The organism is Tildeniella sp. (assembly GCF_059505325.1).
Genome location: NZ_JCACKI010000001.1, coordinates 13079 through 25757, shown reverse-complemented (window position 1 = coordinate 25757; position 12679 = coordinate 13079). Strand labels below are relative to the sequence as shown.

General features: G+C 52.5%; 10 protein-coding genes and 1 other RNA gene. 5 read left to right on the top strand and 6 right to left on the bottom strand.

The genetic code is table 11. The features are described 5' to 3' along the window. Window positions 1-9 precede the first annotated feature (9 nt). Window positions 10-360 (bottom strand): cupin domain-containing protein, encoded by a 351-nt coding sequence (locus tag AC5JO6_RS00110; protein ID WP_496079128.1) that lies wholly within the window; start codon window positions 358-360, stop codon window positions 10-12. 78 nt (window positions 361-438) lie between these two features. On the opposite strand from AC5JO6_RS00110, the gene AC5JO6_RS00105 reads away from it, so the two are divergent. Continuing rightward, window positions 439-1182 carry a type 1 glutamine amidotransferase gene (locus AC5JO6_RS00105; RefSeq protein ID WP_496078999.1) on the top strand — a complete coding sequence of 248 codons (744 nt, stop codon included), beginning with the start codon at window positions 439-441 and terminating at the stop codon, window positions 1180-1182. Between the two features lie 82 nt (window positions 1183-1264). On the opposite strand, the gene AC5JO6_RS00100 is transcribed toward AC5JO6_RS00105, so the two are convergent. After that, a complete protein-coding gene (locus AC5JO6_RS00100) occupies window positions 1265-2098 on the bottom strand; it encodes an ABC transporter permease (protein ID WP_496078998.1) in 834 nt (277 codons plus the stop codon). Between the two features lie 131 nt (window positions 2099-2229). Between AC5JO6_RS00100 and AC5JO6_RS00095 the strand changes: the two genes are divergently transcribed. The 4 genes from AC5JO6_RS00095 to ssrS all read left to right on the top strand — a co-directional run bounded on the left by AC5JO6_RS00095 (window position 2230) and on the right by ssrS (window position 5689). Beyond that, complete coding sequence (locus AC5JO6_RS00095) at window positions 2230-3141, top strand: ABC transporter ATP-binding protein (protein ID WP_496078997.1); 912 nt, start codon at window positions 2230-2232, stop codon at window positions 3139-3141. Window positions 3142-3330: 189 nt separating this feature from the next. Further along, complete coding sequence (locus AC5JO6_RS00090; RefSeq protein ID WP_496078996.1) at window positions 3331-4347, top strand: fatty acid desaturase family protein; 1017 nt, start codon at window positions 3331-3333, stop codon at window positions 4345-4347. A 131-nt stretch (window positions 4348-4478) separates the two neighbouring features. Then, on the top strand, window positions 4479-5378 hold the full coding sequence (locus AC5JO6_RS00085) for a DMT family transporter (protein WP_496078995.1): 900 nt from the start codon (window positions 4479-4481) through the stop codon (window positions 5376-5378). 128 nt (window positions 5379-5506) lie between these two features. Beyond that, window positions 5507-5689: non-coding RNA, 6S RNA (gene ssrS, locus AC5JO6_RS00080), on the top strand. A 362-nt stretch (window positions 5690-6051) separates the two neighbouring features. Here ssrS and AC5JO6_RS00075 read toward each other — a convergent pair. The 4 genes from AC5JO6_RS00075 to AC5JO6_RS00060 form a co-directional block, all read right to left on the bottom strand. Beyond that, window positions 6052-8724: a DUF3536 domain-containing protein gene (locus AC5JO6_RS00075; RefSeq protein WP_496079127.1), complete on the bottom strand. Its 2673-nt coding sequence runs from the start codon at window positions 8722-8724 to the stop codon at window positions 6052-6054. 913 nt (window positions 8725-9637) lie between these two features. After that, complete coding sequence (locus AC5JO6_RS00070) at window positions 9638-10543, bottom strand: DMT family transporter (RefSeq protein ID WP_496078994.1); 906 nt, start codon at window positions 10541-10543, stop codon at window positions 9638-9640. A gap of 71 nt (window positions 10544-10614) precedes the next feature. Beyond that, window positions 10615-11070: a GNAT family N-acetyltransferase gene (locus AC5JO6_RS00065; RefSeq protein WP_496078993.1), complete on the bottom strand. Its 456-nt coding sequence runs from the start codon at window positions 11068-11070 to the stop codon at window positions 10615-10617. A gap of 55 nt (window positions 11071-11125) precedes the next feature. Next, the gene (locus AC5JO6_RS00060) at window positions 11126-12664 is read right to left on the bottom strand and encodes a phytoene desaturase family protein (RefSeq protein WP_496079126.1); all 1539 of its coding nucleotides are present in this window, start codon (window positions 12662-12664) and stop codon (window positions 11126-11128) included. Window positions 12665-12679 lie beyond the last annotated feature (15 nt).

Sequence of the window (12679 nt, the reverse complement as noted above, 5' to 3'; positions counted from 1 at the left end):
ACGATCGCCCTACACTGCTACAGACTCGACCCGCAGCCCAAAGTACGTGAGAATCAGATCGGTCGAGCCAGTGTTGCGAACTTCGTGTTTTTCTCCCGCTTCTACAGCAACGCAGGTACCGCTTTGCAACGGGTAGGGCACATCATCAACCCAGATTGTGCCTTCGCCGGATTCGACGAAAAAGACCTCGCACATATCTGTATGGCTGTGAGCGCTGGCGATCTGTCCTGGGGCAAAGCAGGCTTGTGAGAAGTTGGTCAAGTGCGGCAGTTCGCCCAGGCTCAGCATGACCTTTTTTTTGATGGCTAGATTGTGAGAAACGGCTTGTTCAGGCAGGGTAGAGAGTGAGGTAACTTTCATAGAGTGGTGGCGATCGCGCAAAACTTCCTCTACACTAACCTCGCGCTCACTCACGGCAAGGCGACTCTCAATCCATTCATGACTAAACAACGTGCTCAGCTCAAGCTCCTTCTATTGCAAATCCGGGATGATGCGGAGACGTGTCAAGAAGAATTCGATGAGTTCGTGCGCTACAGCCGTCTCAACGCTCACCAGTTTGCGGTGCTGAATGTCTTTGCTACCCCTGAATTTGACTCAACCTGTATGGAGGGCTACGATGCTCTATTCGTCGGCGGTTCCAGCGATGCATCCGTGACGCAACCAGAACTCTACCCATTCGTTGCATCGGCAAAGCGGCTGCTGGTTCACTGTTTAGAGCAAAGCATTCCGGTGTTTGCGTCTTGTTTTGGCTTTCAGGCGGCGATCGAAGCGTTGGGCGGGCAGGTGATTGTCGATGTGGCAAACATGGAAATGGGCACCTATCCGCTGCAACTGACTGAAGCGGCTGCGGTAGATGTGCTCTTCCACGATGTTCCCAACGAGTTTTGGGCAGTGTCGGGACACAAAGAGCGCGCGGTTTCCCTACCAGACGGAGCAATTCTGTTGGCGTACTCAGATCTCTGCCCATATCATGCGTTTCGGATGGAGGGGAAGCCGTTTTATGCCTTTCAATTCCATCCCGAAATCGATCCAGCCGATCTAACCGTTCGCATTACCCGCTATCAGCACCGCTATTTAGACAGTGCAGAGGCGCTGGATGCCATTCTTCAGTCGTTGCAAGCAACACCGATCGCGAACCAGTTAATGGAGAAGTTCGTCGATCGCATTTTGTTGGCTGAGTAGGATTAGAAGCCCCCCAACCCCCAAGGCTGGGGGCGCTGGATTTCTATAAAGTCCCCCAGCCTTGGGGGATTTAGGGGGCGCTCTAAGACGATCGCTCTGCCCAGGGGGTGACGAGCTTAAACAGCAGCTTGAACGCAAAGTCTGTCAGTAGTCCAATGAGACCGATGATGGCGATCGTAAACAGCACCTTGTCAGTTTGGAGGTAGCGCTGTGACTGCACGACACGAAAGCCCAACCCATTCTCAGAGGCGATGAGTTCTGAAATCACCAGGTAGTTCCAGGCTCCAGCGACGTTCACGCGCAGAGTGTCAATAATGCTGGGCACGATCGCGGGTACAATGACTCGCACCAACACATCGAAACGATTTGCCCCTAGCGTATACGCCACACTCAACAGCTCGTTGGGGATAAACTTCACGGCATCTGCCACCATGATGGCGTTGAAGAATACAATGCCGAGAAAAATGATCGTTACGCGGGTCGGCTCATCTAACCCCAGCCAGAGTATGATAAGCGGCACAAACGCTGCTACAGGCATATAGCGCACGGTGCCGACGATCGGGCTAAAGAGGCTCTCCATACTGGAAAACGTGCCCATCGCAATGCCAACTGGGACACCGACCGCAGCCGCCAATAAAAACCCTAAAAAGACACGATACGAACTGGCAAACACATCCAGCAGTAAATTCTCTTCCGTGAACATCTGAATGCCAGATTGCAAGACGGCTGTGGGCGTGGGGAGAAAGATGGGTGTCACCCAACCGCCATAGCTCAGCACTGCCCAAACCAGCAACGGTACCACCAGCGCTGTGATTGAAATGAGCAGACTCAGCCAGCGTGGAAAGCTCTGACGGATGCTCCAGAAGACAGATGGGGTCAAATACCGTTTGCGGGACGTGGGAAGAGATTTGAGCACGGCGGTCGTTGAAGTGGGGTGAGTTGGCAACGTAGTCCAGATTGTCGAGGGCGGTCAGGAGAGTAACCGTAGCGATCGCCACAATTTCAGACTTCAGGCATTCGTTTAATGAAGGTAGGATCACCAGTGGCATGTCGCAGCCGCAGATGTTTGAATGGACTGGCGTGGCTCAAACACCCTCTTCTCGATCGCCTCGCGCCACGAAGACTTTGAGTCCCACCTTGAATGCGAGTAATCACTTGACTCTTACTAGCACATCTCCCACACTCGTTCACTCAGCCGAGTGCCCCAAACTGGAAGTACAGGGCGTGTTCAAACGCTTTTCGCAGAAGGGCAGAACTGTGACGGCGTTGCAGAACATTGATCTCCATCTGCAACCGCGAGAATTTGTCTGTATTGTCGGCGCGTCCGGTTGTGGTAAATCGACGCTGCTCAACATTGTGGCTGGCTTAGTGCAACCCTGCTCTGGCAACGTGCTGGTAGACGGTGAGGCAGTGCCGGGTCCCGGAGCCGATCGCGGTATGGTCTTCCAAAGCTACACGCTCTATCCCTGGCTCACCGTCGCAGGCAACATCGCGTTTGGGCTGAAGCTGCGCGGTTTACCCAAAGCAGAGATCAAGCAGCGGGTGTCCTACTATTTAGATGTGGTTGGGCTGACCAAGTTTGCGAAAGCTTATCCCAAGCAACTGTCTGGCGGGATGAAACAGCGAGTGGCGATCGCCCGCGCGATGGCAAACGAACCAGAAGTCTTGCTGATGGACGAACCCTTCGGTGCGCTGGATGCCCAAACGAAGGAGCAAATGCAGAAATTTCTGCTGGAATTATGGGAGCAAACCCACACAACCATTCTGATGATCACGCATGATCTAGAAGAGGCTGTCTTTCTCTCACAGCGCATCTATGTAATGAGCGCTCAACCCGGTCAGATTAAGCAAGAAGTCCACGTACAACTGCCCGAACATCGTGACCTGGAACTGAAGCTCGATCCCGCCTTTATTCAAATCAAACGCGCCATCATTCATGCTCTACACGACGATCATTAACGTTACTAAGGGCAGAATGGAAAAAACAATGCTGTTGAGCTATCAGCTATCAGCGGTCAGCGGTCAGCGAACTCTTATGAAGAAGCAAGCCACAGCAATCAGTTGCTAGACCTGTATTGATAGCTGATAGCTAATAGCTGACCGCTAACCAACTATCAACTGAACGAACATCAGGGGTTCAAAACCGTCATGACTACTGGATCGATCGATATCAACCGCTATTTACATCAGAAAAAGTCGCTGTGGAATAGCCTTGCCATCCTTTATACGCTGGTTGGCTATGTGGGTAGCATCGCCTTGCTTTTGGCAGCAAATGGCTGGCTCAATGGCTTAGGAGTCGTGCTGCTGACGCATAGCCTGCTCTTTTCAGCTTATCTAGCGCACGACTTTATGCACAGTGCCCTTTTTGAAAGCAAAGCGTGGAATGTTGTGTTCGGCAACGTGATGCTGTGGCTGAATGGTGGCTGCTATGCCCGTTTTGAAGATTTGGCACGACTGCACATTGCTCATCACGTCAATCGAGTCGATTTTTGCCGCTTTGACCTGACGACCTTCCTGAACGCGATGCCTGCGCCTGTACGATCGCTCCTCCTGGCGCTCGAATGGCTCTACTTTCCCTCGCTGGCGTTTCTGCTGCGGATTCGCTCGATCTTTGCGCCGTTTTGGGAACCCGATCGCACGGACGATCGCCTGCGAAACGTGCTGATGCTGCTGATTCGGGGTAGCTTATTTGCGATCTTAGGTATCGTGTCGCCGAAAGCACTGTTGCTCTACTTCGTGTCTTACATCGGTATGCTGACCATTCTGCGGTTTGTGGATGCGTTTCAGCACACGTATGAAGTCTTTGCAGTTGGTAGCGCGATACCCAAGCGCGATCGTGCCCATGAACAGGCAAACACCTTCTCAAATGTGATTTCACTGCGTTACCGCTGGCTGAATGTGCTGTTGCTGAACTTTGGCTACCACAACGCTCATCACGAATTGATGAAGTGCCCCTGGTACAATTTGCCAGACCTCGATCGTGCCTTGTTCAACGGCGATGAAGTGCAGTACATCACCCTGCCGGAACTCCTGATGAACTATCACCGCTACCGAATTTCACGCCTTTATTCTGGTCAAGGGCGCGGTGTGGATGAGGACGGTAAGCGTAGCCTGGAGACGTTCTATGGCGCGATCGAAGTTTCATTCCTGGTGTTACCAGCTTAGAAGCTGCAAAGAACCAATGTCCTGAATTGGCAGCGACTAGCTGCTAGCTGACCGCTGCTAGCTGATGGCTCGTAGCTGACCGCTGTTCTAACCATGTGCAATGATTCTTTAACAAGCTCTCAGGCAAATTTGTGACCCAATTAAGCTTTCGGGCAGCTTTGCCAGGTGTGGGCTTTGGCATGAGCACGGCGCTCTTGTTTGGTGGCACTACGCCTCTAGCCAAGCTGTTTTTAGATGATGTACAGCCCTGGATGCTGGCGGGTCTACTCTTTTTAGGCGGTGGTTTAGGACTGCTGCCGATCTATCTGATTCGCAGCCGACTGATCTGCAAACGACAGGTGCCGCCGAGCGATCGCTTGCAAAAGCATGATTGGCGCTGGCTGGGAGCCTCGATCGTCGTTGGCGGCATCATCGCACCCGTCCTCTTGACGCTGGGCTTAGTGCAGACGACTGCGGCTGCTGCCTCCTTACTACTGAACTTTGAGTGCGTCTTCACAGCACTACTGGCGTGGACTGTCTTTGGCGAAAAGTATCGCTGGCAGGTGTTGATTGGCATGTTGGCGATCGTGGCGGGAGGGATTATTCTCTCTCATGCCGAAAACGCCAGAGTGGGTCTTACGTGGGGCGCACTGCTGATTTTAGGCACGTGCTTCTATTGGGCGCTGGATAGCAATTTCACTAGCAAAATTGCGATGAAAGATCCCTTGCAGATAGCGATGCTGAAAGGTGGAGTCGCTGGGGCAATGAATGTGGCGATCGCCCTAACCATTGGGCAATCCTTACCGCCACTGCCCATTCTATGTAGTGTTTTAGGCGTGGGCTTTCTCACCAATGGTCTGACGCTGTTTTGCTTTGTCATGGCATTGCGCCATCTGGGAGCCGCACGTGCAGGTGCGTATTTTGCTCTTTCGCCTTTTGCTGGAGTTGCCGTCTCAGCGCTCTTGCTCAAAGAAAGCCTGAACGAATCGCTGGCAGTTGCGGCTGTTTTGATGGCAGTCGGAGCCGGATTATGTGCAAGGGTTGCGGATTAGCTCGTGAACGGTAACGTACACTGCGTAAGCTTTTGGATTATTTGAACGCGCTGAATGAAACCGATGAGTAGAAACGATCGTCGCCAGAGGTAGGCAGTTTGCAAGGGGAGCCGTTAAAATAGTGGAAGGTTCATCTGCGGCGTTGGTGACTGCCAATAATGTTTTTTGACTATGCCTTGTTCAAAAGGGAACCGATCGCCGGACGGCAGTAGACCGGGCTTGTACCCGGAAACTTTAAGTCACGGCACTAGGTACCCACCTGGTTTTTTACCAGGTCAAAAACTGAGGTAAGACGGCGCTGCGGGGAGCTTTAATTAATCATTTCGAGTAGGGTTGTATGAAAATGCAACCCTACTTGCGTTTAAAGACCTGAGCTAGAAACCGGGTTTCTAACCAAGGCATGTCATTAGCACCTGATTGACTGACAAAAGTCCTGCAAGGCTGATGGCTTCGTTGCTCACCCGCCCGTGATTAAAATCCGGGCTAATGGTAGAAAACCCGTTGAAACGGGTTGCAGCCCCTTGCAGTCCTCCTTTAGAGGACTTACTGCTGTTAGCCCGTACTTCGAGTGCAGGGCGGGGCGGGCGATCGCTGAAAGATTTGTCAGTCAACCAGCATTAGCACATAACCACCGCAAGAAACCCGTCTGAAGCTGACGGCTGATAGCTGATAGCTAGACAGGTAACTGTTTCAGCCAGCCTGATACATCGACTGCTAGTGTGCGTCCCAAAGCAAGCAACGATCGCAGATCGGCTAACGGTATGGTCACCACGCGATCAGGTTTGGATTGTCCTGCATTGCTCAACCAATGGACGCATTCGGGAATGATCCAGTTCTGCAACCGCTGAAAGTAGAGTTCTTGCGCTTGAGCCAACGAAAGATTGAGGTGCAACTGCTCACCAAGGATCAAGAGTCGTTCCAGTCGATTGAGTTCAGTTTTGCAGGTGTTAGAGTCAAAGTGGTAGAGGAGTTGCCAGAGCGATCGCAGCACCAGTCGTTCGAGCGTTTGTCGTGCTTCCGGTAGATTGAGCTGGCAATGGAGGTGAGTCGCTTCGGTGGCGATCGACTCCAGCTCTAAAAGGCGACTTGCGGCGGCTGGCAACGTTGAGCGATCGCTGCTCTCCTGCTCCAACGCTCTTAAAGAAAGCATGACGCGATGGCTCAACGCGATTTCAGCCGCTACTTGAAGCTCTCGCGGTACGGCTAACTCGTCTCGATGAAATGCTATTAAGACACCGTAGTTATCCCGGTAGACCTGGGTATAGAGCTGATCGAGCCGTGTTAGCGTTTCGTGGGTCAGCAGACGCATAATGCGGTGACGCTCCTCCGCGAACAGGCTCTGAAGACTGTGAGACTGGCTGCCGAAGAGCGCATTCATTGCCAGAATCGTTTGCGCGGCGCTAGCTTGTTTGATCGACTCAAACAATTGTTCTTTCATGTCGGCATAGTCGCGCCGTCCCGAGAACGGTTGAATACAGCAATGAAAATCCCATCCACCCAAATGAACGACAGCAAACACGAGATGCGTACTTTCACGCGTGATATCTGAAACCAGTTGAAGCTGCCCGATCGCCAGCGTCAGAGAACCCATCCGCTGCAACTGGTAATCAAGCTGCTGGGCGGTATAGCAATAAATTTGGTGTTCTTGGCTGTAGGTGGTAAACAGCGAACTGATGGCATAGTGAGCCGCAACTTGCTCCATGCTAATTTGCGCTGTCCTCACCAGTTGGTCATAGACCTCTGCACCATGCTTAAAGCATTCGACATTACTAGGGGCCAATGCCAATCGTCTCACAAAAGCCTTTTCGAGCTGAATGCCCGTCACTTCGCCAGCGAGTTCGAGTGCGCGAACCGCGTAGCGCAGAAGCTGCACCCCTTCTGGACGGGACAATTCCTCAAAGAACCAGCCGCAACTGGTATACATCAGGAGGGCATGGCGCTGCATTTCGAGCAAATGTAAGGCATCCACGCGCTCTGAAGCAGTGAACTTGTGGGTCTGATGCCGTGACAGAAAACCATCAAGGCTGGTCAGGCTACGATCGCGCACGACCTGGATGTATTCATCCCGCGCCAGCCAAGGATCAGAGAACAGCTTTTTGCCTGCCGCTTCATATACGTTGATCAGTTGATCCCGTAGCCAATCCAATGCGTCTCGTAACGGTCGCCGCCACTGTTGGTTCCAAAGTCCACCGCCGCCGCAGCCACAGTCATCTTGCCAGCGATCGACCCCATGGCTGCAACTCCAGGCTGTGACGGGTTTTAGCTCTACTTCCCAGGTCGGTGTATGCAGTGATAAGTAGTGGGCAAAGTTAGTAACTGTCCAACCGCGATCGGGGAACTCATAGGCAAACGCATAGGCAAGACATTTTTCGGTGCCACCTTTGTGGTGTCCAAACGTTTCACCATCTGTTGCGACCGAAATTAACTGCGAGGGACGCTGATCCCCGCGCACTGCTTGCCCTAATCGTCCCGCTAGGTGGTGAGAACTACTCAAGGCACTGTCAAACCCCATGTCACGAGAAATGGGTCCATCGTAGAAGAAAATGTCGATGAAGGGTGTGGGGTGTAGGGTGTGGGGTGTAGGGTGTGCGTCCTCATGCTTCAGGAAACAACGATAGGGACGGGTGGGATCGATTTGCCCGCCGCCGACTTCTAGCCACTCGGACGCTGGCTGGTCATGCATGGACAACGATCGACAGCGCTGGGCTTGAGACGGAGCCAGGACAATAAATTTGATCCCTTCGGAAACGAGTGCCTCTAAAGTGGCGTAGTCAACGGCTGTTTCTGCCAGCCACATACCTTCGGGATCGCGTCCAAAGCGGGAGTGAAAGTCTGCCTTACCCCAGCGAATCTGAGTCAGCTTGTCGCGATCGTTCGCCAGAGGCAAAATGATGTGGTTGTACGCCTGCGCGATCGCATTGCCATGTCCATTCAGGCGGGCACAGCTTTTGCGATCGGCATCTAAAATGCGTTGATAGGTTTCGACATCGTGCCGTTCCAGCCAGTTCATAAGCGTGGGACCGATGTTGAAGCTCAAAAACTCATAGTTATTGACGATCCCCAGCACGTCTCCCTGTTCGTTGAGAATGCGGGCAAAGGCGTTGGGGCGATAGCATTCGTGGTGAATCCGCTCATTCCAGTCGTGAAACGGTGCGGCACTGGGTTGACGCTCGATCGCATCCAGGTAGGGGTTTTCGCGCGGAGGCTGGTAAAAATGTCCGTGTATAGTGACGTACACACCTTGAGCGGTTTGTAGGGGATCACTGTGGCAGCGATCGGTTGGCGAAACAGCATCTGCCTGCTCATTGCTCAAGTACTGTGCTTGAGTCGGTTCACCCTGCTGCATCGTCTGCCCATTGACAAGCGCTCTTGTAAGCGCAGATGCAGTCAAACGGGGATCAAAATTTGAAGTCATGTAAGAAAATCCAAGGGGTAGAAGTTCGCTGTTTGATGCCATCAGCCGTTAGCTGACAGATGCAAGCGCACTGAGCGAGAGGGAGTTTGAGTAGAACTGTGAGTTCTTGCGGGTTCGCAAATCTCTGCACCCGACGATCGTGCTAAGCGCGGTTTCAGAATGAAGACTGGAGGCAAGTATCAAGGTAGTAGTCGCTACTCGTAGTGTCCATCCTGTGAGCGAAGAATCATAGCGACAATGACTTTAGCAGCCTTAAAAGGTTAGATATATCTAACTAAAAGAGTAGAAAAACGGGGATCGCTGCTGCACCGACTAAACCCAACCAGGTTCAAACGCGATTGTTAGCGTGGTTCTCGTTCTACAATCCACTCATACACTCAGCAACAGTCCTATGAGCAGTCGTCCGATACGGATGCAAAGTAGTAGTTAGTACCAAAACTCTCAGAGATTTGAGAAAGCTGCTGTAACATAACTGATTCAACCGCGAATGAGAGACGGACTTAACAGTAACTTAAGCTTTTATGACAAAAATTACAGTTATGATGGCAAACTACACGATCGTTTACGCTTAAGCCGATGCATCTTTAAAGGGTTCCTGCATTACCTGCATTAATATAGCGGTTCCTAATCCAGTGAAGTACAGTTGCAAAGAGGCGGAAGGCAGGCTTCGACGTGAGCTTTCAGCCGAAGGGCGCTCAGCCGAACGTAAGCAGAAGGAAAGCCGCCGTTCTCTTTAACTTCTGCCCTCTGCCTTAAAACCTCAGCCCTTGTACCGCCCTCTAATGGGAACCGCTAGATCACGCCATTCACCAGGACATTGCAGTGGAGCATTACAAACGTTCACTCATTGCCAACTAAATAGTAGCCAGATACCAATGATGGCGATGAGAACGCCCACAATTGCTTGCAGGCTGACTTTTTCACCTAACGCGATCGCAATGGGAATGACAAACAACGGGCTGGTCGCACTCAGCGCCTGTGCAATGCCAACGGCTGTATATTTCAGTGCCACTTGCTGGAGCCAAATTGCCAGATATGTGCTGGCAAACGCAACTCCGACTAGAAGAGTCAGAAAGCGTCTGGAGCCTAGTGGTTTCAGTGACTGTTGAAGGGATTGGATGGGCTGTCGTCGGCACAGCAGCCAAACTAACAGCGCCAAGCTACCTGCTACAAGGCGAAGCAAAGAACTCCACAGTGGGTCGATGGTGGTACTAGCCAGCACTGCCCTGGACAGCACCACTCCACCTGCCTGCCCCAAGGCTGCTAACAAACCAAAGACTGTGCCCTGCCAGAGGTGACGCGGGGGTTGATCCTCTACAACTGTGCGTTCAGCAACAACCCAGGTAACACCGACGATCGTCAGCGCAATGCCAAGCCATGCACTCACCGCAAGGCGTTCTTGCAAGAAAACCAATGCCATGACCGCCGCTAACGGGGGAGCGACAGATTCTAATACAAGCGCTCGTCGTGCGCCCAGGCAATTGAGCGCCTTGAAGTAAGCCGTGTCGCCTATCCCAATACCAACGATGCCGCTAAGGAAGAGAAGCCCCATCGCTGGCAGGCTGATCTGAGGCAGTTCTCCACCCTGCAACCATAAGGTAAGGAGAAGAAAGGCGATCGCAATCACCCCTTTAACCAAATTCAGCACTAACGGCGCTAACTGCCGCCCAATGCCGATGTAAATGACAGAGGCGATCGCCCAAATCAGCGCTGCACTCAACGCTGCCAGTTCGCCACGAAATGTGAGCAAAGATAGAGCCACTGCAAGCCACAAAGAGAAGAGGATACACCGTTGATTGACGGATCTGAAGCGTCAGCCGTTTAGAGAATCTCCTCATACATTAAAGAATCTGAAGGCTGCATCCCTAACGACTGATAAACCGCTTGTGCTCTTGCGTTGTCTTGATACACATAGAGACGTAACCCACAAACGTTGGACAGGGTTGCCTGGTCTTTCAGATATTGATAAAGGGAGCGGAAAACGCCTTGCTGACGGTAGTTTGGCTCTACGTAAACGTCTTGCAGCCACCAGAACCAGGCATTTCTAAAATCGCTCCATTCAAAGGTCACTAAGACGGCTGCAACAACTTTGGCTTCAACTTCAGCAACGGTATAGAAGCCACGATCGCCATCATTCAGCACCGCTTGCACACCCTTCTGAAGCGTTGTGGGATCAAGGTCTTTCCCCCGTGCCTCTTTGACTAGAGACAAATTGAAGTTGACGATTGTTGCCAGGTCTTGGAGTCGTGCTTTGCGAATGATTGGAGCGATCGTCATAAATAGTCATCAGGAATGATGGTGCTTTACCCTCTATCACATCGAACTGTTTCGGTTAGTGCGATCGATGGTTTAGCAATTCTACTGTTTGCTTTGGCTGTACCAATGTGTTGGCACACAAAATCCCAGAGGCAGCGACCGCAGGCACGCCAATCCCAGGCATAGTGCTGTCGCCAACGCGGTACAAGCCGGAAATGGGGGTTTGGGTGCTGGGAAACATGCCCTGACCAGCGGCGATTGCTGGACCATACGTCCCCAGATGACGGCGCAAGTAGCGGGCATGGGTGAGCGGTGTGCCGATGAGTTCTAAGACGATGCGCGATCGCAAATCAGGAATGACTTTTTCTAACGCCTGAAAGAGTGGTTCTGCGCGTGCGTGCTTGCGTTCCGCATAGTCGCTGTCCTTTTGCCAATTGGCGTGAGGTTCCAGCGTATAGGCATGAACGACGTGATGACCGGGAGGAGCCAGAGTCGCGTCCCATACAGAAGGAATGGAAAGCATGCAGGTATTACCGGGAACGGTGATGTCTCGATCGGCATCGTGCAGAACCACATGATGTCCCGTAAGGTGCTCCAACCCATCGGCTCGAATGCCTAGATGCAGATGCATGAAGCTATCTACGGCTGGGGTTTCTAATGCTGTTTGACGATAGTTCGCAGGTAAATCTTCTGGTTTCAAGAGGTGATTGTACGTGTCCCAAACGGTGGCATTGGAGATGACGATCGCCGCCTTCAAGATTTCGCCATTTCGCAAGCGCACTCCAACGGCTTTGCCAGCTTCCACCAAAATCTGTTCTACGTGAGTGCCTAACCGCAGCGTCCCGCCCCATTTCTGCAAGCCTCGTACCAACGCCTGCACGATCGCGCCACTGCCACCGATGGGATAGTCGATCACCGATCGTGTCCGTTCGCCAAACATAAAGGCAACTTCGGGGGCGATCGTTCCCTCAGCTTTCAGACCAGAGAGCAAAAAACACTCCAGATCAATTAAGCGTCGCAGCCAGGGATCATGCAGATCGTGCATCAAGTCGGCGACGGAGCTTTGGACGGCACCCAGTTGGGGCAGGAGCTTGATCAAGGCAGGCAAATAACGACTCAACAGCAGAGGCACCAGCTTAAAGTCTGCCCGTAGCGCCAGGGTAGGAATGCCTCGCAGCGCTTCATACAAACCCAGCAGTCGTTTCTCTAGCCGAGCCAGTTCTGCGGCACCTTGAGGCGTAACTTGTGCTATCGCCGATCGGTAGCGATCGGCATTGCCATACACCGGGAAGGTGCCTTCAGGAAAGTGGTAGTGTCCCATTGGGTCGTAGGCGATCGCGGGCACCGTCTCACCCAGCACATCCAACACCTGTCGCAATGGATTTAGCGAGTGGCGATCGCTCAGACCGCAGTAAAACGACGGACCTGAATCAAACTCAAAGCCCTGCCGCGAAAAACTGTGAGCCGCGCCACCGGGAATCGTGTGGCTTTCACAAACTAGAACTCGCTTCCCGTAACGAGCCAGCAGCGATCCTGCCACCAGTCCACCAATCCCGCTACCAATGACGATGACATCGAAATTGCTACCATTCCGATGTTGTGTTGCTTGCCCCATACCTGCATCAATGTC

Bases quoted from the DNA above. Each gene is read 5' to 3' on its own strand.
- AC5JO6_RS00110 (WP_496079128.1), bottom strand. From the start codon at position 360: ATGAAAGTTACCTCACTCTCTACCCTGCCTGAACAAGCCGTTTCTCAC.
- AC5JO6_RS00105 (WP_496078999.1), top strand. From the start codon at position 439: ATGACTAAACAACGTGCTCAGCTCAAGCTCCTTCTATTGCAAATCCGG.
- AC5JO6_RS00095 (WP_496078997.1), top strand. From the start codon at position 2,230: ATGTCGCAGCCGCAGATGTTTGAATGGACTGGCGTGGCTCAAACACCC.
- AC5JO6_RS00090 (WP_496078996.1), top strand. From the start codon at position 3,331: ATGACTACTGGATCGATCGATATCAACCGCTATTTACATCAGAAAAAG.
- AC5JO6_RS00075 (WP_496079127.1), bottom strand. From the start codon at position 8,724: ATGCAGCAGGGTGAACCGACTCAAGCACAGTACTTGAGCAATGAGCAG.
- AC5JO6_RS00065 (WP_496078993.1), bottom strand. From the start codon at position 11,070: ATGACGATCGCTCCAATCATTCGCAAAGCACGACTCCAAGACCTGGCA.
- AC5JO6_RS00060 (WP_496079126.1), bottom strand. From the start codon at position 12,664: ATGGGGCAAGCAACACAACATCGGAATGGTAGCAATTTCGATGTCATC.